18 protein-coding genes and 2 pseudogenes are annotated in these 23570 nt (G+C 64.2%); 12 read left to right on the top strand and 8 right to left on the bottom strand.

Annotated features, from left to right (window positions below):
* Positions 1–15: 15 nt before the first annotated feature.
* From D7S86_RS19725 to D7S86_RS19710, 4 genes are all read right to left on the bottom strand, one after another.
* Positions 16–2100 (bottom strand): EscV/YscV/HrcV family type III secretion system export apparatus protein, encoded by a 2085-nt coding sequence (locus D7S86_RS19725; protein ID WP_420813266.1) that lies wholly within the window; start codon positions 2098–2100, stop codon positions 16–18.
* 65 nt (positions 2101–2165) lie between these two features.
* Positions 2166–3242 (bottom strand): HrpJ domain-containing protein, encoded by a 1077-nt coding sequence (locus D7S86_RS19720; RefSeq protein WP_121088555.1) that lies wholly within the window; start codon positions 3240–3242, stop codon positions 2166–2168.
* The gene (sctC, locus tag D7S86_RS19715; protein ID WP_205962852.1) at positions 3239–5179 is read right to left on the bottom strand and encodes a type III secretion system outer membrane ring subunit SctC; all 1941 of its coding nucleotides are present in this window, start codon (positions 5177–5179) and stop codon (positions 3239–3241) included. The genes D7S86_RS19720 and sctC overlap by 4 nt, the downstream gene beginning before the upstream one ends.
* A 56-nt stretch (positions 5180–5235) precedes the next feature.
* Positions 5236–5919 (bottom strand): helix-turn-helix domain-containing protein, encoded by a 684-nt coding sequence (locus D7S86_RS19710; protein ID WP_147432395.1) that lies wholly within the window; start codon positions 5917–5919, stop codon positions 5236–5238.
* Between the two features lie 437 nt (positions 5920–6356).
* Between D7S86_RS19710 and D7S86_RS19705 the strand changes: the two genes are divergently transcribed.
* The 6 genes from D7S86_RS19705 (at position 6357) to D7S86_RS19680 (ending at position 11108) form a co-directional block, all read left to right on the top strand.
* A complete protein-coding gene (locus D7S86_RS19705) occupies positions 6357–7847 on the top strand; it encodes a PrgH/EprH family type III secretion apparatus protein (protein WP_147432394.1) in 1491 nt (496 codons plus the stop codon).
* A gap of 87 nt (positions 7848–7934) precedes the next feature.
* Entirely contained in the window at positions 7935–8207 is a 273-nt protein-coding gene (locus D7S86_RS19700) for a hypothetical protein (protein ID WP_121088551.1), read from the top strand.
* A 49-nt stretch (positions 8208–8256) separates the two neighbouring features.
* Positions 8257–8700, top strand: a complete 444-nt coding sequence (locus tag D7S86_RS19695) for a hypothetical protein (RefSeq protein ID WP_121088550.1) — start codon at positions 8257–8259, stop codon at positions 8698–8700.
* A gap of 8 nt (positions 8701–8708) precedes the next feature.
* On the top strand, positions 8709–9527 hold the full coding sequence (sctJ, locus tag D7S86_RS19690) for a type III secretion system inner membrane ring lipoprotein SctJ (RefSeq protein ID WP_158602033.1): 819 nt from the start codon (positions 8709–8711) through the stop codon (positions 9525–9527).
* Positions 9524–10348: a hypothetical protein gene (locus tag D7S86_RS19685; protein WP_158602032.1), complete on the top strand. Its 825-nt coding sequence runs from the start codon at positions 9524–9526 to the stop codon at positions 10346–10348. Before sctJ ends, D7S86_RS19685 begins: the two co-directional genes overlap by 4 nt.
* Positions 10305–11108 carry a hypothetical protein gene (locus D7S86_RS19680; RefSeq protein WP_121088547.1) on the top strand — a complete coding sequence of 268 codons (804 nt, stop codon included), beginning with the start codon at positions 10305–10307 and terminating at the stop codon, positions 11106–11108. The genes D7S86_RS19685 and D7S86_RS19680 overlap by 44 nt, the downstream gene beginning before the upstream one ends.
* Here D7S86_RS19680 and D7S86_RS19675 read toward each other — a convergent pair.
* Positions 11071–12117: a substrate-binding domain-containing protein gene (locus D7S86_RS19675; protein WP_338069188.1), complete on the bottom strand. Its 1047-nt coding sequence runs from the start codon at positions 12115–12117 to the stop codon at positions 11071–11073. The two genes, D7S86_RS19680 and D7S86_RS19675, sit on opposite strands and share 38 nt — an antisense overlap.
* A gap of 440 nt (positions 12118–12557) precedes the next feature.
* Between D7S86_RS19675 and D7S86_RS19670 the strand changes: the two genes are divergently transcribed.
* The 4 genes from D7S86_RS19670 (at position 12558) to D7S86_RS19655 (ending at position 17471) form a co-directional block, all read left to right on the top strand.
* Positions 12558–14228 carry an alpha-glucosidase family protein gene (locus tag D7S86_RS19670; protein ID WP_121088546.1) on the top strand — a complete coding sequence of 557 codons (1671 nt, stop codon included), beginning with the start codon at positions 12558–12560 and terminating at the stop codon, positions 14226–14228.
* A gap of 141 nt (positions 14229–14369) precedes the next feature.
* The gene (locus D7S86_RS19665) at positions 14370–15644 is read left to right on the top strand and encodes an ABC transporter substrate-binding protein (RefSeq protein WP_240648292.1); all 1275 of its coding nucleotides are present in this window, start codon (positions 14370–14372) and stop codon (positions 15642–15644) included.
* A complete protein-coding gene (locus tag D7S86_RS19660) occupies positions 15644–16630 on the top strand; it encodes a carbohydrate ABC transporter permease (RefSeq protein ID WP_121088603.1) in 987 nt (328 codons plus the stop codon). Before D7S86_RS19665 ends, D7S86_RS19660 begins: the two co-directional genes overlap by 1 nt.
* A 1-nt stretch (position 16631) precedes the next feature.
* Positions 16632–17471 (top strand): carbohydrate ABC transporter permease, encoded by an 840-nt coding sequence (locus D7S86_RS19655; protein WP_240648291.1) that lies wholly within the window; start codon positions 16632–16634, stop codon positions 17469–17471.
* Between the two features lie 48 nt (positions 17472–17519).
* On the opposite strand, the gene dapA is transcribed toward D7S86_RS19655, so the two are convergent.
* Both dapA and D7S86_RS19640 read right to left on the bottom strand, forming a co-directional pair.
* The gene (gene dapA / locus D7S86_RS19650) at positions 17520–18434 is read right to left on the bottom strand and encodes a 4-hydroxy-tetrahydrodipicolinate synthase (protein WP_121088545.1); all 915 of its coding nucleotides are present in this window, start codon (positions 18432–18434) and stop codon (positions 17520–17522) included.
* A gap of 647 nt (positions 18435–19081) precedes the next feature.
* Positions 19082–19354: pseudogene (locus D7S86_RS19640) on the bottom strand (hypothetical protein); the annotation flags it as partial.
* An 88-nt stretch (positions 19355–19442) separates the two neighbouring features.
* Here D7S86_RS19640 and mnmC2 point away from each other — a divergent pair.
* A pseudogene (gene mnmC2, locus D7S86_RS19635) lies at positions 19443–20147 on the top strand (tRNA (5-methylaminomethyl-2-thiouridine)(34)-methyltransferase MnmC2); the annotation flags it as partial.
* A gap of 26 nt (positions 20148–20173) precedes the next feature.
* Here mnmC2 and D7S86_RS19630 read toward each other — a convergent pair.
* The gene (locus tag D7S86_RS19630; RefSeq protein ID WP_121088543.1) at positions 20174–22633 is read right to left on the bottom strand and encodes a DNA polymerase II; all 2460 of its coding nucleotides are present in this window, start codon (positions 22631–22633) and stop codon (positions 20174–20176) included.
* A gap of 280 nt (positions 22634–22913) precedes the next feature.
* Between D7S86_RS19630 and D7S86_RS19625 the strand changes: the two genes are divergently transcribed.
* Positions 22914–23546: a TetR/AcrR family transcriptional regulator gene (locus D7S86_RS19625; protein WP_121088542.1), complete on the top strand. Its 633-nt coding sequence runs from the start codon at positions 22914–22916 to the stop codon at positions 23544–23546.
* The last annotated feature ends 24 nt before the right edge of the window (positions 23547–23570 follow it).

Here is a 23570-nt window from a genome sequence, read left to right as displayed (position 1 = left end):
ACAACCTCCTGAACGTTAAACACTGCCTGCGATGTCGACATGCACGCAGTCGGACACTTCGGCAAAGGACATGACGTCGAGATCGGGAAAGCGACGTTCGACGAGCTTCTTGACGAAACGACGAATATCCACGGCGCACATCAGCACGGCGCTCGAGGCTCGACCGACACGCAGCGCATCGAGACGCTGCGCAACGGCCTCGACGAACGCATCGCTCTCTTCGGGCGCCATGTGCAGGAAGGCACCGGCCGCGACCTGCCGAATGCCCGCTCGGACGCGCTCCTCGCTCTCGGGAGCGACGAGAATCACGCGTCGCGCGAGCGCGGTGGCGGATACGTTGGCGGGCACATTGACGGATGCATGCATCGGCGTATTGAGGAACCGTTCGCTGATCGACCGTGCGAGCGCGGCGCGCACGTGTTCGGTCAGCACGAGCACATCCTTTTCACGCGGCGCCCAGAGCGCGATCGCCTCGAGCACGAGCCGCGCGTTGCGAATCGATACGCGCTCGGCAATCAGCCGCTGGAAGATCTCGGTGAGCCGGATCAGCGGCACATGGCGATAGGTTTCCTTGAGCAACTCGGGATGCGTGCGTTCGACCTCGTCGAGCACGTGCTTGGTCTCCTGAACGCCGAACAGTTCCTGCACGCTTCTCGCGACGAGCCGCACGAAGCGATCTTCGAGCACCGCGATCGCTTCGAGGGTCGAATAACCGAGATGCTGCATGCGCTCGCGATCGGCCAGCGCCACCCACCAGTCGGGCGCCGCATCCGACACGCCGCTCGGATCGAGGTCGTGCAACGCAACGCAGTCGAGTTCGAGCCCGTGAGGGTCGTCGTCGAAGTCCGGCACCCACGCACGATCGAATGCGATACCGAACGTCGCCGCCGGCGTCTCGTGAAAACGCACCGCAACGTGGTGTGGCCGTGACGACGCGACGGTGTCGACGCGCATACGCGGCAGCCGGATGCCGAGCTCCAGTCGAACGGCGCGCGTCAGCCGCGCTTCGAAATCGGACGCGTGCGGCATGGCGCCGGCATCGGCCGGCAACTCGACGATGATCGGCACGAGATCGCCCACCTGCGAGGTATCGACCGCGGCGCCCGATGACGTCGCGCGATCATGCGCCGGTTTGGCCGCCGTCGAAGCCGCGCCGCCCTCGCCCCGGATAACGCGTCGATAGGTGTACAGCCCGGCAAGCACGGCGCCGAGCAGCGCGAATGCGACAAACGGAAAGCCGGGCAACAGCCCGATCGCGAACGACAAGCCCGCGCAAATGAGCAACACAGGCGGCTGGGAAACGAGCTCGGTCATCATTTGCTGACCCAGGTTCCGTTCGTCGCCCGCCACACGCGTGACGATAAAGCCGGCCCCGACCGAGATCAGCAGCGCCGGAATCTGTGCAACGAGGCCGTCTCCGATACTCAGCAACGAATAGGTCGCCACCGCATCCGACAGCGTCATGCCGTGCGCCAGCGTGCCCGCCGCGATGCCGCCGATCAGATTCACGCAGATGATGATCATGCCCGCGATGGCGTCGCCCTTGACGAACTTGAGCGCGCCGTCGAACGCGCCGTGAAGCTGACTTTCCTTTTCGATGCGACGGCGTGCCGATTCGACCTGTTCGGTACTCAAGGTCCCCGCGCGCGCATCGCCGTCGATGCTCATTTGCTTGCCCGGCATCGCGTCGAGCGAAAATCTCGCGACGACTTCCGCAATGCGTTCGGCACCCTTCGTGATCACGATGAACTGGACGATCGTCACGATCGCGAAGATCACGAGCCCGACGACGAGGCTGTCGCCGACGACGAATTCGCCGAAGGTCGTGATGATCTGTCCCGCGTCGCCCTGCAGCAAAATCAGACGCGTCGTGCTGATCGACAGCGACAGTCGGAACAAGGTCGTCACGAGCAATATCGCGGGAAACGACGAGAATTCGAGCACCGACTTCACATATAACGTGCTGATGAAAATCAGCAGCGCGAGCACGATATTGGCCGCGATCAGACTGTCGACGAGCACCGTTGGCAGCGGCACGATCAACATTGCGATGATCGCGACGATCAACGCGACCATGAAGAGATCCTGACGTGCGCCGATACGTGCGCTGATACGTTCGGCAATACGTGCATCAATACGTGCACCAACCCGTTCGATCCACGGTGTCATACGAACCCCGTATGCATGAGATCGCGGCGTTCGATGCGTTCGGCGGCACTCAGCGGGCCCGAGAGCGATTCGAAACGCTGCAGCAGATGGCCGCGAAACACCGGATTCGACACGACCGCGTCCGCGAGGCGGCGAACGCCGCGGTGCAGCGCCGTCGCCATCAGCGCGCGCTGCATCGCGCAATCGATGCCCAGTGAACCCAGCCATCCGAGCATCGCGTCGGCGCCGATCTCGCCTTCGAGGATCCCGGCGAACAGCAATGCGTACGGCGCATCCGGATCGATGTCCTCGGGCACGCGCAGCGCCGGCGCGTGCGACGCAGCTTCACGCAACACCTCGACGAAATCGCATTCGGCGCCGCGCAGGAGTCGGAGCTCGCGCAGCAGGCCCGCAAGCCGGCTCGCTTCATCGCTCACGCATCGCGGGTCATGCATATCGATTTCGCACGCGAGCGCCTCGCAGACGAAGTCGAGCACAATCGCGCGCCGAGCGCACGCATGGGACCGAACCCAGCGCGCGAACATCGCGATCGGAGACTCGTCGCTCAGAACGAACGCGCGATAGTGATCGCGCAGCGCCTGCGCGCCGATCGCCGATCCGCTCGCATACTTGAGCGCGTGCAAGGACGCATCGAGACCCGCGTACACCCAGTCCGATGTTTCGAATTCGAGCAGTTGCGCCTGCGCCTGTCTGAAGACATCGGCATAGGGCTCGAATTCCGCGCGCTGGCTCAGATCGTCGAGCGCGGCGAATACATCGGAAGCGTCGTCGAACAGACCGGTCGCGAGATCGAGCAGCTCGGCGGGCTCGGTCGGAAGGACGCGCGCGCCGGCATCCGCGAACTGCTGAAGCAGGCGATCCGCGTCGTGGGCAAGGATATGGGCGCCCGAATAGCGCCGTGAGCGAAAAACCCCGCCGCGAATCTGCAGCGCTTCGGCGCCGTCGATCGCGTCAGTCGCGCCACCTAGATCGGCATCGCGTTCGGCGCGACGCTCGCGCGCAGCCGACACGCGCGCCGATCGCTCCGATGTGCTGCGGGTCAGCCGCGCCGAGGCTCCGGTGACGGTCGTCATGGGGCGCTCCGGTTCACTGCGTCCGTCGCCGGCGCATCGCCCGACACCGCTGCCGAGTCGCGCTCGGGCGGACGACGCCCCGCCTCGTCCGAATACGTGATGTCGCGCAGCGTCGATGCCGCGGCATCGACACTCAACCCCGGGGACAACAGCGCGTCCCTCCCGAGCGTCTGCGGCTGCCAGATTTCGCGGCCCGTCAGCACGCGAGGCTGAATCAGGAACACACGCGTCAGGTCCGACGTACTCGAATGACGAACCCGGAACAGCCCGCCGAGCCACGGAATGTCCCCGAGCAGCGGCACCTTCGATTCGCTGCGATTGACCTCGTGGCGCGTATAGCCGCCGATCAGCAGGCTCATGGCGCGCGGCACGCGCGCAATCGTGCTGATATGCGTGCGGCCGACGACCGGCAGGCCGTCGATCAGGTCGCCGTCGTTGCCTGCGTCGACCGTCTTGCCGTCCTCGATCTCGAGGATCATCTCGATATCGGCATGGTCGACCGACAGACGTGGAATCACGCTCACGAGCGTGCCATAGGTAATCGACTGAAGGTCGCTCGTGCGTTCGCCGACGAGCTTCGCGTAGAACGTACGATTGTTGTCGAACAAGGCCGGCACGTTCTCCTGCGTCAAAATCAACGGACGCGAGACAATCTGCGCTTCGCCTCTTCGACTCAACGCAAAGACGGAGGCGAGAAAACGCGCACCATCGAGCGTGCTGAAGCCGCCCCCGCCGTTGAAGCTCACCCCGAGACCTCCGCCGCCGAAGCTCGCCTGCCATTGAATGCCGAGGGCCTCGAGCGTCGCGCGGTCGATATCGATGATCCAGAGCGAGAGTTCGATCTGCGTCTTCTCGACGTCGAGTTCCTCGATCAATCGGCTCAGATAGGCGACGTCGTCTTCGCTGCCCTTGATCAGCAAGCTGTTCGTATCGGGATACGCGAGCACCGACGGTCGCGCCGAAACGCGTATCGCGCGCGGGCGCGAGACCGCTGCAAATCCCATCGGCAACGGCGGCAAGGTCGTATCGCTGCCCTCAGGATCCGCGCGCCCGTCGAGCGCGGCGACGTCGCGCGCCGAGGAAGCCAGGCGCTCGACGTCCGATCGACGCGCCGCGCCGCGTCGATCGGCGCCCTGCGCGTCGTCGGCCGTGCCGATTGGATCGGTCGGCCGTCGGATCGACTCGGACATCTGCGTGGCGCCCGTCGCGTCACGGTCGCCCGCTGCAACGCTCGACGCATCGACGCGTTCCGGACGCTCGCCGAGCATCTCGGCCAGCACGGTCGCGACGCCAGGCACCGTCACGGTCTGTCCGCGCAGCTTGAACACGCGATCACGCACGAAACTGTGCTTGAGCGGAACGACCTTGACCGCGTTTTCAGGGCGGCCGGTCTGGATTTCGCCATGGTCGAGATGCTGGGCGGCGGCGAGCACCGACTCGACGTAGGCCGGCGGACCGGCGACGTAGAACGTGCGTGAAGCCGACTCGCCGCGTATCGGAAACGCCGTCGACGCCATCCCCGTATCGAGCAGAAAAGCGCGGAGCCGGCCGACGTCGATCCATTTGAGCGAGCCGACCGCGCGCCTCAATTCCGACATGTCATAAACGTAGATGATGTGGCCGTCGAAATACGATACGAGCCCGAGATCCGCGCAGAGTCTGTCGAGCACGCGTTCGGGATGCGTCAGATCGAATCGGCCGCTCACGCGCTTGCGCTGCGCCAGGGTGCTGGCGACAAGCGGTCGCCGCATCGATGCGGCGAGGGCATCGAACACATGCGTCACGTCCGCGTCGCGCGCGAGATAGTCGGCCGGCGACACGTCGTCCGCAGGGGTTGGATCCGAACTTCGGTCCGAACGCGCGTGCCGCGCATCGGACGGATCGGCGTATTCGATCGCAAACGACGGATGGACCCATGCGCACAGCGCAACGGCCACGGCGATGCCGTGCCGCAACGCACGTCCCGGTCTCGCGTATCGCCGGCCTCTCCCCGTCATCGCGCGCCTCCGCTGCACAAATGACGCGTATACCGCGCGGTCTCGCGCCCGTTCGCGTCACGGCGCTCTTTCTCCGATGAAGCGCGCGTGCTCCGCGCGCACGTCCATCGCCGGCCGACGCCGAATCCCCAGATCTGGCTCGGCGGAACACCGAGCAATCCCTTGATTTCGCGAGACAGATGCGATGAAGACGCGAATCCCGCATCCAAAGCGATATCGGTCAACGTCCGTTCGCTCTCGATGATCCGGAGCACGGCGGATGCGGCCCGCCAACGTTTGAGTTCGGCCTTGAGCGATCCGCCCAGCGCGTGTTTGCACAAGCGGCGGAAATGCGCATTCGACAGCCCGTACTGCGCACCCAGATCGCCGACGCGACGATTCTCCGAAAACTGCTGCAACAGAAAGCTGACGACCCAATAGGCCTCAGTCGCGCGAAGAAAGCTGAATAGCGGCACGTCACGCGAATCGCCGCATACGAGCCGCGCGATGAACTCACGCTGAATCAGCGTGGTCTCGACACCCGAAAAACCCGCCACGCAAAACGTCGCGGCAGTTCGCGGGATCGGCGGCGGAAACGCAGGCGCGCTCAGGCTCAGACTGTAGTCGACGAAGGCAATGAGCTTGACCAGCATCGAGACGCTGACCTCATACATATACCAGCGATCATTCTCGACCAGCACCCTCGCATTTCGAGACACGGCGACCAGATGTTGCGCGGGGGCAGGAGCGAGCTCGACGCGGCCCGCGGGCGTCTCGATCACGACAGGCGTTCGTTCATCCGGCGCGCGAAGCAGCCAGAGCGACCGCCCCCTGGCCTGTAGTGTCCCTGCGCCGCACAGCGTCCAACCCTCCTGATTGCTCGATGACGATGCGACCACGACCCCTCCGTTGCCTGTCGAATTGAATGTTCGGATTCTAGGAATGAGAGGCTCGCAACGCTCATCATTGAGGCTGAATTCTCGACATGCCTAAACCTGATTCAGATCTGGCGGATCGAGAAGCGCGCGGGGTCGGCGGCGCGACTTGAATCAGGTGTTGTTGAGGTTCATTCAGATGCGCCACGTCGGTGTTCGCGTCGACACTCGATGCACTTCCGCTTTCGCGACAGTCGCTCAGCATGACACTCGGCACGCGCCCCGATTCCGAACCACAGATCTATCAGCTCAAAGTGCTCTATGGCCCGCTCTGCGGTCTCGAGCTCTCACTCGAACCCGGCCGGCATTTTTTTGTGACGGCGCCGGGCGGACAAACCGATCCGGTGCTCGACACCTCTGCGCTGGCTCAGACATCCGGGTGCTATGTCATCCCCGGGGCGCGGTCCGATCCGTCTGCGTATCCCAATTTCGCGATCGCGTTCGACGATGCGCCGCAAGCGCACGACAGGTCCGTCCGCACGTCGCCAAAAGCGCGTGGAAATCAATCGTCGTCCGCCCCGATCGACTCACGCGGGTCCCGCCACGATGCGCGGCCCGGCGAATGCGCGGTCATCGAGATTTTTTTGACGGACCGCGCAGCGCATTCGCATTCGAGCGGCGCCGGGCCGCGATCGGACACCCATGCGTCGATCACCACGCATCGCATATTGGCCGGCGACATTTTTTCGTTTGCGGGACTGCGACTCGCGTGGCGACGCATCGGCGAACCCTGGCCGGACCCTGTGCTTCACGAGGACGCGGACGAGATCAAACCCGCGTCTCCCGAGATGCAAACCCCGTGCGTCGCGCACGCCGCCGCGCCGACGCTCGACACCATCGACGATGCTGCGCCAGGCATCCGCGCTACCGCCGCTGCCGCCCCATACCCGCACCCGCGCAACCTGCCGAACGACCTGCAATATCCCCGCCGTCATTGGCCGCTGCGGGCGCTCATCGGACTCAGCGTCGCCGCGGGCATCGCGGCCCTCGGCATCGCGCTGCAATCGACACGCGCGCAACCGAATACGAATGCGATCGACTTCGCGCTGCGCGGCGCGCCGCATCCGGGCATCGTGCTTACGGGACGCGATGGTCGTATCCACGTGATCGTGCGATCCGCGCACGACGCCGCATGGACACGACAAGCGCTGCGGCACGTCGCGCGCACCGTACCGTTCGATGTGCATCTCGAATCCGACGAGTCGCAAACGATCGCAACACGTCTCGAACGGCAGGGCATCGCACTCCATACCGTGCGCTTCGACAGACGCACGCCAGGCGATCTCGTCGTGGTGACGGACGCGGAGCCGCTTCAGGCATCCGAGCTCGCCACGGCGCGCAAGGTCGTGCTCGACGCCCTGCCCTATATCGGCGACGTCCGCATCGAACAACAATCCCGTGCCGACGTGATCGCCCGTGCGCGTGCGGGACTCGACGCCTTGAACGTCCGGTACCGACAAACCCAACACCATGCGCAAACGACCTTCGAACTCGACGGCGCGATCGACGACGCGCGCTTGTCGGCGATCGGCGATTTCGCGCGCGCATTTACAGACGATTGGGGACGGCGCCACGTGCGGTTCCTGCTCGATCCGCCGCCCGATGCTGCACAGCTCGACACCTATCGGATTCGCGCCGCACGCTTTCTCTCGACGGGACGCGACACGATCGAGTTCACGGAACCGGTCTCATAAGCGAACACATCCGCGCGGAACCGCTATCGGGTTCGTCGCATCCGCACGTCCGACACTTTCTCTCAGTCTTGTTCAAGGAGCCACGCCATGTCCACGCCCACCTCGCTTGTCGAGACCCTCGCACTCGAGAACGCGAGCTTTATCGGACAGACCGCGAGCACGTTCTCGAGCGGTATCGTGCCGATACGTGAAGCCATGCTCGCGGCAATTGAGCAACTGAAGACCAATCCGAGCGACCCGCATTTGCTCGCGCAGGTCCAACGCTATTCAGCCGACTTCGCGATCATCAACTCGACCATGTCGGGCTTGATGAATGCGTTCAAACAAACCGCGCTCGGTATCGCGAACCATATGAGTTGAGCGCGTCGATCGATTCCCCCATTGCTCGCCTTTCCCGAACAGGATATCCATGACGCTTCCCATCGCTACTCTGGCGGCGTATGCCGTCGACGTGCCGGCCCCGGACACGCTTCGCCTGGACGGCATGTCCGGTCTTGCCTCGGCGACGCCGATCCCCATTGAAACGCGGTGGCAGGCCGCACTCGAACGCGATGCCTCGACGCTTGGCGGAGCCCGCGGCATCGCATCCGCAAGCCCCGGCATGGTCGGCGAAAGCGGCGCGCGCACCTTCGATGCGTCGACGCTCGGCGAAACGGCGTTCGGTCAGGCGCTCGCACTCGCGCATCGCGCGCAAACGCCTGCTTCGATCGACGGCGCCAGCGACGACGAGACACCGAGCATCGATCTACTCGGGCTTCAGGAATGGGTTTCCGCGTATTCGATCACGATGAACGTCGCGAGCGTGCTTGCCAAGCGCGCGACAAACACGGTCGACACGCTGATTCGAACATGAGGGTCTCGATGTCGACTCGGCGTCTCGCACGCGCGATCCTCTGCACGGCGTGTCTTGCCGTCGCGGGATGCAACGACACGACGCTGCTCGAAAAGCTCGATCAATTTCAGGCCAACCAAACGCTCGCGGCGCTCCAGCGGCGCAATATCGCCGCCCGCAAGATCAGTCGCGGCAAACAGGGCTACGACATCGCCGTGCCGCCCGACGACTACACGGCGGCTGTCGACACGCTTCATGCGCTCGACCTGCCGCCGCGCGCGCGTGTCGATATCGCTCAGGCATTTCCGAGCGACGTGATGGTCGCATCGCCGTCGGCCGAGCGCGCACGCTTGCTGTCGCTGATCGAGCAACGGCTTGAACAGACGCTCACAACGATCGAGTCCGTCGATCGCGCGTCCGTCCATCTGAGCTACCCGCTCGACGACGCGAGCGGATCGGCGCGGCATTCGATCCATATCGCCGCGCTCATCGTGCACGAGGCAGGCGTCGACGAGCAGGAACTGGTCGTCAAACTCAAGCGTTTCCTCAGAAATGCGGTGGCCGATACGCGGTATGAAGATATCTCGATCACGCTGTTCGAAAGCGAACCGCCGCAGATCGCGCCGCCCGCACGCGCCGAGCCCGCGCCGCTCGATTCACGCCGCTGGCTGTCATTCGTGCTCGGCGGCGGCGCGAGTGTCGGGCTTTTGAGTGCGCTCGGATGGGCACGATGGCGGCGCATGCGCGCGCCACGCTCGCATGCGGACGAGCCCGATCGCGCACCGTTCGATGCCGTCGTCGAATCGAGCGGACGCATCGACAACGCGCGTGCAAGGGATTCGCGATGACTCGCCATGCCGAAGCCCGTTTTCACGCCGCCCGCTTTCACGCCACGTTAGCCCGGATCCTCTATGACCCGCTATCGTGGCTTCCCGTCGATGTGCTCGCGCGCGCCGAACGTTCACGCGGAGGCGGCGCATCCCCTCACCGCTCGACATCGGCTTCGATCGCATCGCGCAATCACGCGCTGCTCGACGCCTACGGACTGGACGTCGAGCTCGACCTCGCGCGCGACGATCTCGCCTCGGCGTGGGTCGAACACTGGTGGGCGCTACGCCGCATTGCCTTGTTGATCGGTTGCCGATGCCTGCGCGACGCGATCGTGGCCGCGCGCCGATGGACCGCCCTCGATCCGGGGGCGCGCGCGTTCGCAATCCTGCCGATGCTCGCGCCGCCGGCGTCGTCGCTGATGCGCGCGGCCGACATCGACGAGACCGTCTTGACCGCGCAAGGCTACGTCATCATGCAGTCGACGTTCGCACATCACCGCGTTTTCATCGCGCAGACGACCCATGACCCGCATGCGTCGCGGATTCATGTCCACGCGCCGAGCAATTCGCATGCGGCGCGGCAATCGAGCACGGATGCGGACCCACGGCACGTTCCTATGCCATCGTCGTTATCGTTGCCGTCGTTGCCGTCGCTGCCGTTGCCCCCACCCCTACCTCGCGCGCTTCGCCAGCGGCTGCGTTTGATGTTCGAACACGAACACCGCTTGCTCGACGGCATCGAAGTGCAACCGATCCTGGCACCGTTCAGAACCCTCATCGAGTCCGCCATTCGCCATGCCGAGAATCCTGCATACGCACGCGCCGCTTCCGCTCATTGACGGCGTGCTCGTCAAGCACGGCGCGTTGCGTGGCGGACAGCATCATCACGCCCTGATCGACGAAGCCCGACGCCGCGCGCGTGAAATCGTGCGGCGCGCCGAACACGAAGCCGAAGCGATCCGCCACTACGCGGCGGCACAGGGCTATCGCGCCGGACTTCGTGCCGCATGGCACGGCGTCATCCCATGGCTCGCCGCCTTCGACGATTGCTGTGCGGCCGCGCTCGATACGGCGCGCGACGAAATCCGCACGCGTCTCGAGGCATCGTTCGGGACGCGCGAGATCGCCGAGTTCGTCGTGCGACGCATCTTCGACGACATACCCGACTGGCGCGCACGGCGCATCCGGATCTGTGTGCCCGCCCACGTGCCGACGCTCGCGGCCGACCTCGGAGAATGGACTCGGGCCGCGCACCTCTGCGATGCGCGCATCGAACTCGCACAAGACGATCGGCTCAGCGTCGAATGCGGTGACGCGGTCTATCTGTTCGATATGGGCGCGCTCGCGGGCGATATCGCGGCGGGACTCGCGATGGACACACGCCGTATCGGACCCGGGACACTTCGCGAACACGACGCGCCAAGCGTGTCGCGCAATGCGGCGGCATCCGCACAAGCCGCACAAGCCGCACAAACCGCACAAACCGCACGCACGGCACGCGCCGCACTCGACGCGATCGATTTGAATCGGATTCGCGAACAGGAAGATCAGTCCCCGGCGCTCAGCCGGGACACGGCCCATCGGTATTGCCGATCTTGAGCTTGGGCTCCCAGAGGACCTGCAGTTCGTCGGCCGGCGTACCGCCGAGCAGCGCGAGCATCAGCTCGATGAGCCGCACGCCGATATCGTGCGGCTTCGCCGACTCCGTCGCGGTCACGTTGTAGCCCATCAGCGGATCGGGCGGACTGCCGTCGTTGATGATGATCGACACATCGCGGCCGACCTCGATCCCGGCGTCGACGAGCGCGCGTAACGCACCGACCCCGCAGATCTGGTTGTCGATGACGACCGCCGTCGGACGCGGATCGCACAACAGCAGCCGCGCCATGCGTTCGTATCCGCCGACCTGATTGAGCACGCCGTCCACGAGATAGCGCGGATCGACCCGCAGGCCCGCTTCGGCCATCGCGCCGAGGAATCCTTTGCGGCCTTGCTGGACGAAATAGAGATCCGTCGGCCCGCCGAGCAGCGCGATCCGGCGATGCCCGAGGCTCACGAGCCGCTCGACGGCGCGGCGCACGCCGACCGCCGTATCGAGATCGAGCCACGCATACGGATCGGGCAGATTGCTGCGGCCATAGGCCACGAACGGAATGCCCTTGCGCACGAGATAGTGCAGCCTCGGATCGTCGAGCTTCGTGCGCGCGACGACCATGCCGTCGATACGACGGCCTTCGATCATGCGCGCATAGGTTCGGACTTCGTCGGACTGCGACGCCGACGCGATCATGAGATCCATGTCCGCGCGATTGAGCGCTTCGGTCATGCCGCCGACGACTTCGAGAAAGTACGGATCGCCGAGATCGGCCGCGCCCAACGGATAAATGATGCCGATCGCGTCGGCCCGGCCCGTCGCGAGCCGACGCGCGACGGGGTTCGGACGATAGCCGGCCTCGGCCGCCGCCGCGATCACGCGTTCGCGCGTCTGCGCGCTGACTTCGGGATACCCGTTCAGCGCGCGGCTTACCGTGGTCTGCGACATACCGAGTCGCTGGGCCAGATCCTTGAGATTCATCGACGTGTGCCGGAACGGCAACGCACGCGACATCGCCGTGCGTCGTCATGCTTTATGCAGGGTCCCGCATGGTACCCCCGAAATACATCGAATTCAAAGCGCTTTGAATTCGATCCCAAACTTCAGCGCATCGACGCACTTCGCCGAGGGCCGGCATACGCGCCTCTCCTCGCGGCCGTTTCACAAAAATGGATATCGCACCCGGTGTTTTCTTTGTTGCGGCGCATTTACCCGTTTACCCTGAGGTCTTCAAAAAGTCCTTGTATTGCGCGATACGGCTGCTAAATTGCGTTCCAAAGCGCTTTGGAAAACCCGATCGATCGATCCAAAAAAGCTTGCCGAATCCGTTGTGCTCGCGGATTCGGCGTCGCGGGGATCCATGACGTATCCGCGACGTATTCACACCGGATCCGCGGTCCCCGCCTCTCGCAGTTCACTCGCTGTCCATATGGAGCGATCCAAAGGTATGCACGATGAATGACCGCCTCGCCTCTGTTCGTCACGCCAGCCTCAAGCCCACCGAGTGGTGGCGCGGCGGCGTGATCTACCAAATCTATCCGCGCAGCTTCGCCGACGCCAACTCCGACGGCACGGGCGACCTGCCCGGCATCACGTCCCGGCTCGATTACATCGCGCAGCTCGGCGTCGACGCGATCTGGCTGTCGCCGTTCTTCCGCTCGCCGATGAAGGACTTCGGTTACGACGTGTCCGACTATCGCGACGTCGATCCGATCTTCGGCACGCTCGCCGATTTCGATGCGCTCGTCGAACGCGCGCATCAGCTGGGTCTCAAGGTCCTTATCGACAAGGTGTTGAGCCACACGTCCGATGAACATCCGTGGTTCCGCGAAAGCCGCGCGGACCGCACGAATCCGAGAGCGGACTGGTACGTATGGGCCGATCCGAAACCGGACGGCACGCCGCCGAACAACTGGTTGTCGATCTTCGGCGGCTCGGCATGGCAATGGGATTCGCGACGCTGCCAGTATTACCTGCACAACTTCCTCGCGAGCCAGCCCGATCTGAACTTCCATCATCCGGACGTTCGCGCGCAGATGCTCGACGAGGTCAAATTCTGGCTCGATCGCGGCGTCGACGGCCTGCGGCTCGACACCGTCAACTTCTATTTCCACGACCGCCTGCTGCGCGACAATCCGCCGAAGGATGTCCGCAAGGTCGGCATGGACGCGATTCCGCTGTCGAATCCGTATGGGTTCCAGCGGCATGTCTACGACAAGAGTCAGCCGGAAAATCTCGCGTTTCTGAACGCGCTGCGAGCGCTGCTCGATCGCTACCCGGCCACGACGACGATCGGCGAAGTCGCCGACGACGATCCTTTCGGCACGATGGCCGAGTACACGACGGGCACCGACCGTCTGCACAAGGCCTACACGTTCAGCCTGCTCACGCACGAATTCAGCGCGACCTATATCCGGCAAACCGTCGAAGCGCTCGAATCGCGGATCGGCGGCGGCTGGCCGTGCTGGTCGATCGGCAATCACGACGTCGAGCGCGTCATGAGCCGCTGGGGCGGCGGCAGAGCGCCCGCGGCGCTCGCGAAGGTCCTCATGGCGCTGCTGCTGAGCTTGCGCGGCAGCGTCTGCATCTACCAAGGCGAGGAACTCGGACTCACCGAGGCGCAGATCCCGTTCGAGGCCTTGCGCGATCCGTACGGCATCACGTTCTGGCCTGAATTCAAGGGGCGCGACGGCTGCCGCACGCCGATGCCGTGGACCTCGAGCGCCGAGCACGCGGGCTTCTCGCGCGCGCAGCCTTGGCTGCCGGTGCCGGCCGAGCACGCGGCGCGGGCCGTCGACGTCCAGGATGCCGATCCCGACTCCGTGCTCAATGCGTATCGACGTTTCCTCGTCTGGCGCAGCGCGCACACGAGTCTCGTCAAAGGGTCGATCCGGTTCATCGACGCACCGCCCAACGCGCTTGCATGGATTCGCGAGCATGACCATCAACGCGTGCTCGCGCTGTTCAATCTGTCCGAGCGGCCCGCACGCTTCGATCTCGATGCGTCGCTCGGCGCGATCGAGCCGCTGAGCGGACATGGCTTCACGGCGCAGCTCGCGGATCGAAGCGTGACCGTGCCCGGCTACGGCGCGTTTTTTGCCGGGCTGCACCCGACATCGGCGTAAGCATCAGAGCGCATCCGCAGGACCGACCGGCGGCGCGCAAGACGCGTCGCGTCGCCGGCGCAGCACCGCTGCGTCATCACGCGTCAAATTCAAACCGACAAGGGCGCGCGGAACCGCGACGCCCGCGAGACAGGAGGCAACATGGACATGCGTAAGATGGCCGTGCTCGGCGCGAGCATGCTTGTGGGCTCACTGCTGCACATCGGCACGGCATCGGCCGTGACCGTCACGATTTCCTGCAGCGCGACAGGTCACGACCTCGAACAATGCACGCAAGGCGCGCAAGCCTGGGCGAAGAAAACCGGCAACGAGGTCAAGATCGTCTCGATGCCCGCATCGGGTCAGCTCGCGCTCTATCAACAATTGCTGAGCGCGGGTTCGTCCGATATCGACGTGCTGCAGATCGACGTGGTCTGGCCCGGCATCCTCGCGCAGGACCTCATCGATCTGACGAAGTACGCGGGCAACGGCACCGCGGGCGACTTCCCCGTCTATGTCAAGAACGACACGGTCGGCGGCCGCCTCGTCGCGATGCCGTGGTTCGCCGACGCGGGCGTCATGTACTACCGCAAGGATTTGCTCGACAAGTACCACGTCGACGTGCCGAAGACCTGGGAAGAACTCACGGCCGATGCGAAGAAGATCCAGGACGCGGAACGCGCGGCCGGCAACAGCAAGATGTGGGGCTTCGTCTGGCAAGGCAAGAATTACGAAGGCCTGACCTGCAACGCGCTCGAATGGGTCCAGAGCTATAACGGCGGCGCGATCGTCGATGCGTCGGGCAAGGTCACGATCGACAATCCCGCGGCGGTCAATGCGCTCAAGATGGCGCGCGGCTGGGTCGGCACGATCAGCCCCGAGGGCGTGCTCAATTACCAGGAAGAGGAAGCGCGCGGCGTGTTCCAGTCGGGCGACGCCGTCTTTATGCGGAACTGGCCGTACGCGTGGTCGCTCGCGAACAGCGCCGACAGTCCGATCAAGGGCAAGGTCGGCATCACGACCTTGCCGATGGGCGGCGCGAACGGACGCCACGCGGCCGTGCTCGGCGGCTGGCAGCTCGCCGTGTCGAAATACTCGAAGAACCCGGATGCCGCCGCGAGTCTCGTCATGTACCTGACGAGCGAGCCCGAGCAGAAGCGTCGTGCGATCGAAGGCGGTTATGCGTCGACGATCGAGGCGCTCTACAAGGACAAGGACGTCCGCGACGCAATCGGGCCGTTCGCCGATTCCTTGCATGACAACCTCGTCAACGCGGTCGCGCGGCCCTCGTCGATCACGAAGACGCGCTATAACCAGGTCAGCACCGAGTTCTCGGGCGCGGCGTATGCTGCGTTGTCGGGCAATACGGATCCGGCCGCGAGCCTCAAGGATCTTGACGACAAGCTTCACGGACTCAGCCACGGCGGAAAATGGTGATGAGCAAGTCAGCGAGTGCTTCGGGCGCCGCACTCGCGCCCGCTCCGGACACCGGTGCGCGACGCGGGCGCCGTGCCTCGCTCGAACATGAGCGCGTGCGCGCGGCATGGATGTTTCTGATGCCGATGCTCGTCGTGCTCGCGCTCGTCGCGGGCTGGCCGCTCGCGCGTACGATCTGGTTCGGTTTCACGAACGCGAATCTCGCCGATCTGCACCATGCGGAGTGGATCGGCGTGTCGAACTACCTGAGCCATGACGACGACGGCCGCTGGAGCGGGCTGCTCGCCGATCCCGACTGGTGGCGTGCGGTACGCAATACGATCGCGTTCACGATCGCTTCCGTCGCGCTCGAAACCGTCTTCGGCATGGTCGTCGCGCTCGTGCTCAATACGCCGTTCCGCGGACGCGGCATCGTCCGTGCCGCCGTGCTCATTCCCTGGGCGATTCCAACGATCGTCTCGGCGCGCATGTGGGGCTGGATGCTCAACGATCAGTTCGGCATTCTGAACCACGCGTTGATGGCGATCGGCGTGCTCTCGCATCCGGTCGCATGGACTGCCGATCCGCATCTCGCGCTCGTTGCGGTGGTCCTCGTCGATGTCTGGAAAACGACGCCGTTCATGGCGCTGCTGATTCTCGCGGGGCTGCAGCTGCTGCCGGCCGATTGCTTCGAGGCCGCGAAGATCGACGGCGCGAGTGCGGTCCAGGCCTTCTTCCGCATCACCTTGCCGCTGATTCGTCCGGCGCTCGTCGTCGCGGTCGTGTTCCGCGCGCTCGATGCCTTGCGCGTCTTCGACCTCATCTATGTCTTGACCTCCAATAGCACCGACACGATGTCGATGTCGGTCTATGCGCGCCAGCAGCTCGTCGATTTCCAGGAGGTCGGATACGGCTCGGCCGCCTCGACGCTGCTGTTCCTCGTCATCGCGTTCTGCGTGACGGTGATGATCTTCGTCGGCCGCTCGCGTTCGGCGTCGGAGTCCTGATATGCCCATGACACCCGGCAGGATCGTCCGGACCACCGCGTTCTATGCGCTCGTCGCAGTCATCGTGTTCTACGCCGTGTTTCCGTTCTACTACGCGGTCATTTCGTCGCTGAAGCCCGCGTCGCAGTTGTTCCGGATCGACTACTACCCCGCGTACTTCGAATGGCGCAATTATGTGCGCATCTTCGAGGGCCAGCCTTTCGCCGCGAATCTGCTGAACTCGATTCTCGTCTCGCTCGCGGTCGTCGTGCTGTCGACGCTGCTCGGCATCACTGCGGCCTATGCGCTGGGCCGCGTGACGTTCCGCGGCCGGCAGACGATCCTCGTCTCGATCCTCGGCGTCTCGATGTTTCCCCAGGTCGCGGTGTTGTCGGGCATGTTCGAGTTGATTCGCGCGCTGGGCCTCTACAACAATCTGGCTTCGCTCGCGCTCTCGTACATGATCTTCACGCTGCCGTTCACGGTCTGGGTGCTGACGACTTACGTGCAGGGCCTGCCGCAGGAACTCGAGGAAGCCGCGATCATGGACGGCGCAAGCCCGTGGTCGGTGCTCACGCGCATCTTCGTGCCGCTGATGATGCCGGCGCTCGTGACGACCGGCCTGCTCGCGTTTATCGCGGCCTGGAACGAGTTCCTGTTCGCGCTCACGTTCACGCTGACCAACGAGCAACGCACGGTGCCCGTCGCGATCTCGATGATCACGGGCGGCAGCGCGCACGAATTGCCGTGGGCGAACATCATGGCGGCCTCGGTACTCGTCACGGTGCCGGTCGTGGCGCTCGTGCTCGTGTTTCAGAAGCGAATCGTCTCGGGGCTCACGGCGGGCGCGGTCAAGGGTTGAGCCGAGCCGGCGCGCGCATGCGCGGCCGGTTTGGGCTTGGGCTTCGATTCAGGCTTGGGCTTCGAGTCGGACGGCACGCGCATCTGCGTCCTCATGCGGCATGCTCGCTTCGTCGAGCACCGCGCGCAGACGCTCGAACATCGCGTCGGATGCGCGCGTCATCGGCGCGCGAAGATCGGCGTCGATGCGCCCCGACAACGACAATGCGGCCTTGACCGGTCCGGGATTCGGTTCGGCACCGAGTGCCTGGATCAGCGGCACGATCCGGTGAAACGCATCGCGCGCGATATCGAGCCGTCCCGCACGCGCGGCCTCCCAGACCGCGACGAATGCGCGCGGATGGAGATGCGCACTGGCCGCGATCGCGCCATGGCCGCCGAGGCATATCGTGTTGAAGAACTGGAGATCGTCTCCAGCAAGCACGGCGAGCCGACCGTCGCGAATCAATGCGAGTGTCGTATCGAGCGATTGCGCGCAATCCTTGATCGCAACAATGTTCGGATGCGCGGCGAGCGACAACAGCGTGTCGAGTTCGATACGCACACCGGTCCGATACGGGATGTCATAGACCATCAACGGATGCGTGCTCGCATCGGCAAGCGCCGTGAAATGCGCATGCAGCCCCTGCTGCGAAGGACGAACGTAATACGGCGCGGGAACCAGGATGCCCGCGAGCGGCAGGCCGTTGAGTTCGCACACGCGCGCGAGCAGCGCACCGGCGTGATTGCCGGCCACCCCTGCGACGACACGCAAATCGCCCGCTGTTTCGAGGATCGTCGCGAGCACCGCGCGCTGTTCGTCATCATCGAGCGAGGCGGGTTCGCCTGTCGTGCCAAGCGCGACGAAGCCCGCGATGCCCGTCTCGACATACGAGGCGACGAGTGCGCGCAACGCGGCGAAATCGACCGCGCCTCGCGCGAACGGCGTGACAAGCGGAATCCAGATACCGGTGAACTCAGACATAAGAACGCTCCAATAGGCTATGGGTCAATCGACGAAGACCGATCGAGACCGCCAGTGGAACGGAGACAGCGCGCAAGAAGGGAGAGTGATCCGCAGCGGTTCCGTCACATCTGACGGAACAGCGCTCCGGTCAGATGAGCGGCTGTTTTTTGGCTTTGAGCACGACGCGCGTCGACATGGCGGCCGGATCGGCCGACAGAGCGAGCAAGGACGAGAAGCATGCGCGTGGGTTCATAGGGCCGTAATCTACACGAAAAAACCGCGGCGCACAGGCATCACGCCGATGCGGTAAAGACTTGCCGGCGTTCGCGGTCCGAGTTTGCGGCACGTTTCGCGCTCGTGCTGACGTTCGTTATGGGCCGCCACTCGGTGCTAAGGATGAGTCCCTAATCCTTGGTCCTTGGTCCTTGGTCCTTGGTCCTTGGTCCTTGGTCCTTGGTCCCTAGTCCTTAACCTTGGGCTTGAGCTTGAAGCCGGAACGCGACACCGCAAGGCACATTGCAGTCCCGCCCTGAGAATCAATCAGGCTTGCGCTCGAACAGCGCGAACGGATCGTTGCCTGAAGCATTGCCGTCCGACGGATCGCTTCCAAACGGATCGCTGCCCGATGGATTGCCGCTCGACGAATCACCGCCCGACGGATCGCCGCCGAACGGATCACTGCCCTCGCCGCCCTGCGCTTCATCGGCGAGGTTGTACTCTTTCCGGACGGCTTCGATCACCGTCGCGATCAGACGCTCGAAACCCGCCGCGTTGCCGAAGTGCTTCATCGACCAATTGCATCCGCTCGCATCAGGCGCCTGCTGCCGAGGCCGCGGCACGGCAATCCGAACGCCTTCATCGACGATTTCGGGCAATCGTTGCAGACGGCGGCTGACTTCGCTCTGAAGGCGCGATGCATTCAGCGTCTTGCGGATCATGGCATCCCCTCGTAATGACCGACGTATCGGCTTTCGCGACGGCACAGTCTAGCGCAGCTATCATGCGGACAATCGATTCCCGCTCGCCATGACCGATCCCCTGATGCCCGCATCCGTCGCGTTTCGCGAAGACGGCACGCCATATTCCGTCTTGCACGACGATATCTACCATAGCGCCGCGGGTGCGCTCGCGCAGGCACGGCATGTCTTTCTCGAAGGCAATGCGCTGCCGCGCCGCTGGCGCGATGCCCGCACGTTTACCGTGCTCGAAACGGGCTTCGGCATGGGGATCAATTTCTTGACGACGTGGTCAGCCTGGCGCGACGATCCGCAGCGTTGCGAGACGCTGCACTTTGTCTCGCTCGAAAAGTATCCGATGACGCGCGCCGATCTCGAGCGCGCCTTCGATGCCGTCATCGACGATCCCGCGCTCGCGCAACGCGCGCACGACCTCGCGCATGTCTGGCCCGCCTTGACGCCGGGCACGCACGCGATCGCGTTCGAACACGATCGCGTGCGGCTCACGCTGATCTTCGCCGATGCGGTCACGGCCCTTCCCGCGCTCGACATGCGCGCCGATGCGTTCTATCTCGATGGATTTTCTCCCGCGAAAAATCCCGAACTCTGGTCGCCCGCGCTGATCGCTGCGCTCACGCGGATGGCCAACGAAGGCGCAACGCTCGCGACCTATACAAGCGCGGGCGCGGTGCGGCGCGCGCTCATCGCGGCGGGCTTCGACGCGCGCAGAGCGCCCGGGTTCGGCTGGAAACGCGAGATGCTCGTCGGCCGATTCGTCGGCGCGCCGACCGTCATGCACGATCAGAACAACTGACGCTGGCCCGATACGAGCGTGTCGAAATCGCCCTGCACCATCGGCAGGATCGCATCGGCGACAGGTTGAAGCTGTCGCGTCACGTAGTGGTCGTAATCGATCGGCGAGCGCCATGTTTCAAGCGGCTCGGGTCCCGACGTCGTCATCACGTAGCGGATCCAGCCGCCGTTCTGATATTGGAGCGGACGCCCCGCGCTCCGGTTGTATTCATCGGCGATACGCGCCGCGCGGACATGCGGCGGCACATTGCGTTCGTACGAGGCGAGCGGACGACGCAGATGCTTGCGATAGACGAGATCCGCATCGAGTTCGCCGCTCAAGGTGCGCCGCACGTAGTCGCGCACATAGTCCTCGTAGGGCTCGCGCTTGAAGATCCGCGCATAGAGCGCTTGCTGGAAATTCCGCGCGAGTGCCGTCCAGTCGGTCCGCACGGTTTCAAGGCCTTTGTAGACGACCTCGTCCGATCCGTCGGACCGCACCGTCAAGCCCGCATAGCGTTTTTTGCTGCCCTCCTCGGTGCCGCGCACGGTCGGCATGAAGAAGCGCGCATAGTGGGTGTCGAACTCGAGTTCGAGTGCGCTGTCGAGCCCGTATTGCGTCGCGAGATGCGCACGCCACCAGTCGTTCACATAAGCCGTCAGTGCCTGCCCGATGGCGCGCGCATCGTCTTCGCCGCGCGCGCGCTTGAGCCAGACGAACGTCGAATCCGTATCGCCGTAGATGACTTCATAGCCGCGCGCTTCGATGAGTTCGCGCGTCGTGTGCATGATCTCGTGCCCTCGCATCGTGATCGACGATGCGAGACGCGGATCGAAGAATCGGCATCCGGTCGAACCGAGGACGCCGTAGAACGCGTTCATGATGATCTTGAGCGCTTGCGACAACGGCGCGTTCCGTTCACGCTTCGCGGCCTCGCGCTGTGCCCAGACGTCGGCGACGATCGACGGCAGACAATGCGTGTCGCGCGAAAAGCACGCGCCGACGAAACCCGGCACGCAGGCATCCGGGTCCGGATGATGCGTCCCTTCGACGAGTCCGACGGGATCGATCAGGAACGTACGGATGATCGACGGATACAGGCTCTTGTAGTCGAGCACGAGCACCGAGTCGTAGAGCCCGGGACGAGAATCCATGACGAATCCGCCGGGACTCGGCGCGCCCGCGACATCGCCGAGGTTCGGCGCGACGTAGCCTTGCCTGTGCATGCGCGGCAGATACAGATGCGTGAATGCCGCGACCGAACCGCCCGTTCGATCGGCGGGTAGGCCCGTGACGGTCGCGCGTTCGAGCAGGAAGCGCAGCAGATCGGTCTTTTCGAAGATGCGCGTGACGAGCTCGCAGTCCTTGAGGTTGTAGCGCGCGAGCGCGGGCTTGTCGTGCTCGAAACGTCGCTGGATCTCATCCATGCGCGCATACGGCGCATCGATCGCCTTGCCTTCGCCAAGCAAGGTCTGCGCGACCGCTTCCAGACTGAAGGACGGAAAGCTCCATGTCGCGGAGCGCAAGGCTTCGATGCCGTCGATGATCAGACGCCCGGGCGCCGATGCAAAAAAATGGCCCGCGCGTACGCCATGTTCACGCCATTCGAGCAGGCTCGCACCGCGTCCGAGCCGCAACGGCACACGCAGACGCTGTGCATGTTCGTGCAGGATGCGTAAATCGAACTGGACGACGTTCCAGCCGATAAGCGCATCGGGGTCGTGCCGCGCGAACCACGCGTTGAGCTGTTCGAGCATCTGCGCGCGCGTATCGCAGTACATGAGGTCGAAATCGTCTGACGTCGCTTGCGATGCGCCGATCGACGCATCATTCGATATGTCATTCGACACGTCATTCGATGCGTCACTCGACGTGTCGGTCGTGGGCGTGGGCACCGGCGCGGGACCGAGCATATAGACCTGACGTTCGCCGCATCCTTCGAGCGCGATCGAATAGAGTTCGCCGTGCACGCTCGTTTCGATATCGAGCGAAACGAGCCGCAGCGTAGGCCGATAGTCTTGCGCGGGCTTCATGTCCGCGTCGACGCGCACGCCCGGTTCGCGCGCGTCCCCGTCGAACGCGACGGGCGCCGTAATGAAGCGTTCCATCAAATAGCGATCGGGCGGCGCGATATCGGCTTCATAGACGTCGACGCCGAATTCGCGCAAGCGCTTCTCGAGCTTCGTCAGCAAGCGATATTCGGTGCAATAGAGGCCGAAGACCGGCCGCTGATGAAAATCGCGCAATGCGAGATCGCGAAGTTCGAACCGCGCCGCGTCGCGCGACTCGGCGAGCACGCGTTCGACATGGGCGCGCTGTTCGACCGGAATGAACGCCACCGACGGCTGCGCGCGCAAGCGGACCTGCCGTGGGCCGCGATCGGTCGCGAGCCAGAACTCGACCTGCGTGCCGGCGTCGGTATCCCGCCAATGGCGAGTCAATAGAAATCCCTGCTCCAGCCCGCTCAAACGCCCCTCTCGATCCGCGCCGCGCGTGACCGCGCCCAGCGAGATTGTACCGTCGCGACTCGAGTGTCGCGCCCGTGAAGACGGCCGGACACGTCGAGTCGGACAAACCCGCATGCGACCGATTCGATTTCCAAGGAGTGAAAACCCATTGCGGCGCGAGGCTTGTTGAAATTTATAACGCATTATAAATTTCAACCCATCCCTGCCGGGCTGCATGCATACGCATGAAACGCGATCGATACGATCGGCCCCGCGGCCTTCAAACTCCTCGGCGCATCGCATGACCGATCGACACGTAACGACGCGAGAAACGGGCAAACACGCGCGCAGAGCGGCGATTCTGCAGGCCGCGGAAACCCTGATCCGGCGCTCGGGCAGCACCGATTTCTCGATGCAGGAACTTGCCGCCGAATCGCAGTTGAGTCTCGCGACGACGTACAACCTGATCGGCGGCAAATCGACCGTGCTCTACGCGCTGTTGAATTTGCGTGCCGACCACGCGCATATCGCGCTCGACATGCGGCCCGACACCGATCCGCGCGAACGCGTCTTCACATGTGCGCGCGAGGTCGTCCGTCAATTCACGGGCGATCCTTTGTTCTATCGCCCCTTGATGCGCTTTCTGCTCGGCGTGCCCGATCCCGTGCATCACCCGGCGTTCATGGCGCGCGGACTCGAACATTGGTGCGTCGTCATGGACGCGCTCGAACGCGCGGGCGGTCTGCCGCAAGGCACGCATGCAAGGGAAGTCGCGAATTTCGTTCATCTATTCCTCACAGGCGCCCTCGATATGTGGGTTCACGAGGAATACGACGAAGCGCGATTGCTTCACGAACTCGAACGCTATCTGACGGTGTTGCTGTTCCCCGTCACCGCGTCGAAACCGTCGACAAAAAAGGTACGACGCACCTGAGCGTCAACGATCCGAACAACGACA

This window comes from Pararobbsia silviterrae (assembly GCF_003628125.1).
GTDB lineage: Bacteria > Pseudomonadota > Gammaproteobacteria > Burkholderiales > Burkholderiaceae > Pararobbsia > Pararobbsia silviterrae.
Note: the sequence above shows the minus strand (reverse complement) of the source record. Positions and strands in the feature narration are given on the sequence as shown.

What these genes read in the sequence shown, in the direction of transcription:
- D7S86_RS19720 (WP_121088555.1), bottom strand. Translation starts at nt 3,242, where the DNA reads ATGACGACCGTCACCGGAGCCTCGGCGCGGCTGACCCGCAGCACATCG.
- D7S86_RS19705 (WP_147432394.1), top strand. Translation starts at nt 6,357, where the DNA reads ATGACACTCGGCACGCGCCCCGATTCCGAACCACAGATCTATCAGCTC.
- D7S86_RS19700 (WP_121088551.1), top strand. Translation starts at nt 7,935, where the DNA reads ATGTCCACGCCCACCTCGCTTGTCGAGACCCTCGCACTCGAGAACGCG.
- D7S86_RS19695 (WP_121088550.1), top strand. Translation starts at nt 8,257, where the DNA reads ATGACGCTTCCCATCGCTACTCTGGCGGCGTATGCCGTCGACGTGCCG.
- sctJ (WP_158602033.1), top strand. Translation starts at nt 8,709, where the DNA reads ATGTCGACTCGGCGTCTCGCACGCGCGATCCTCTGCACGGCGTGTCTT.
- D7S86_RS19685 (WP_158602032.1), top strand. Translation starts at nt 9,524, where the DNA reads ATGACTCGCCATGCCGAAGCCCGTTTTCACGCCGCCCGCTTTCACGCC.
- D7S86_RS19680 (WP_121088547.1), top strand. Translation starts at nt 10,305, where the DNA reads ATGCCGAGAATCCTGCATACGCACGCGCCGCTTCCGCTCATTGACGGC.
- D7S86_RS19675 (WP_338069188.1), bottom strand. Translation starts at nt 12,117, where the DNA reads ATGTCGCGTGCGTTGCCGTTCCGGCACACGTCGATGAATCTCAAGGAT.
- D7S86_RS19670 (WP_121088546.1), top strand. Translation starts at nt 12,558, where the DNA reads ATGAATGACCGCCTCGCCTCTGTTCGTCACGCCAGCCTCAAGCCCACC.
- D7S86_RS19665 (WP_240648292.1), top strand. Translation starts at nt 14,370, where the DNA reads ATGGACATGCGTAAGATGGCCGTGCTCGGCGCGAGCATGCTTGTGGGC.
- D7S86_RS19660 (WP_121088603.1), top strand. Translation starts at nt 15,644, where the DNA reads ATGAGCAAGTCAGCGAGTGCTTCGGGCGCCGCACTCGCGCCCGCTCCG.
- D7S86_RS19655 (WP_240648291.1), top strand. Translation starts at nt 16,632, where the DNA reads ATGCCCATGACACCCGGCAGGATCGTCCGGACCACCGCGTTCTATGCG.
- dapA (WP_121088545.1), bottom strand. Translation starts at nt 18,434, where the DNA reads ATGTCTGAGTTCACCGGTATCTGGATTCCGCTTGTCACGCCGTTCGCG.
- D7S86_RS19625 (WP_121088542.1), top strand. Translation starts at nt 22,914, where the DNA reads ATGACCGATCGACACGTAACGACGCGAGAAACGGGCAAACACGCGCGC.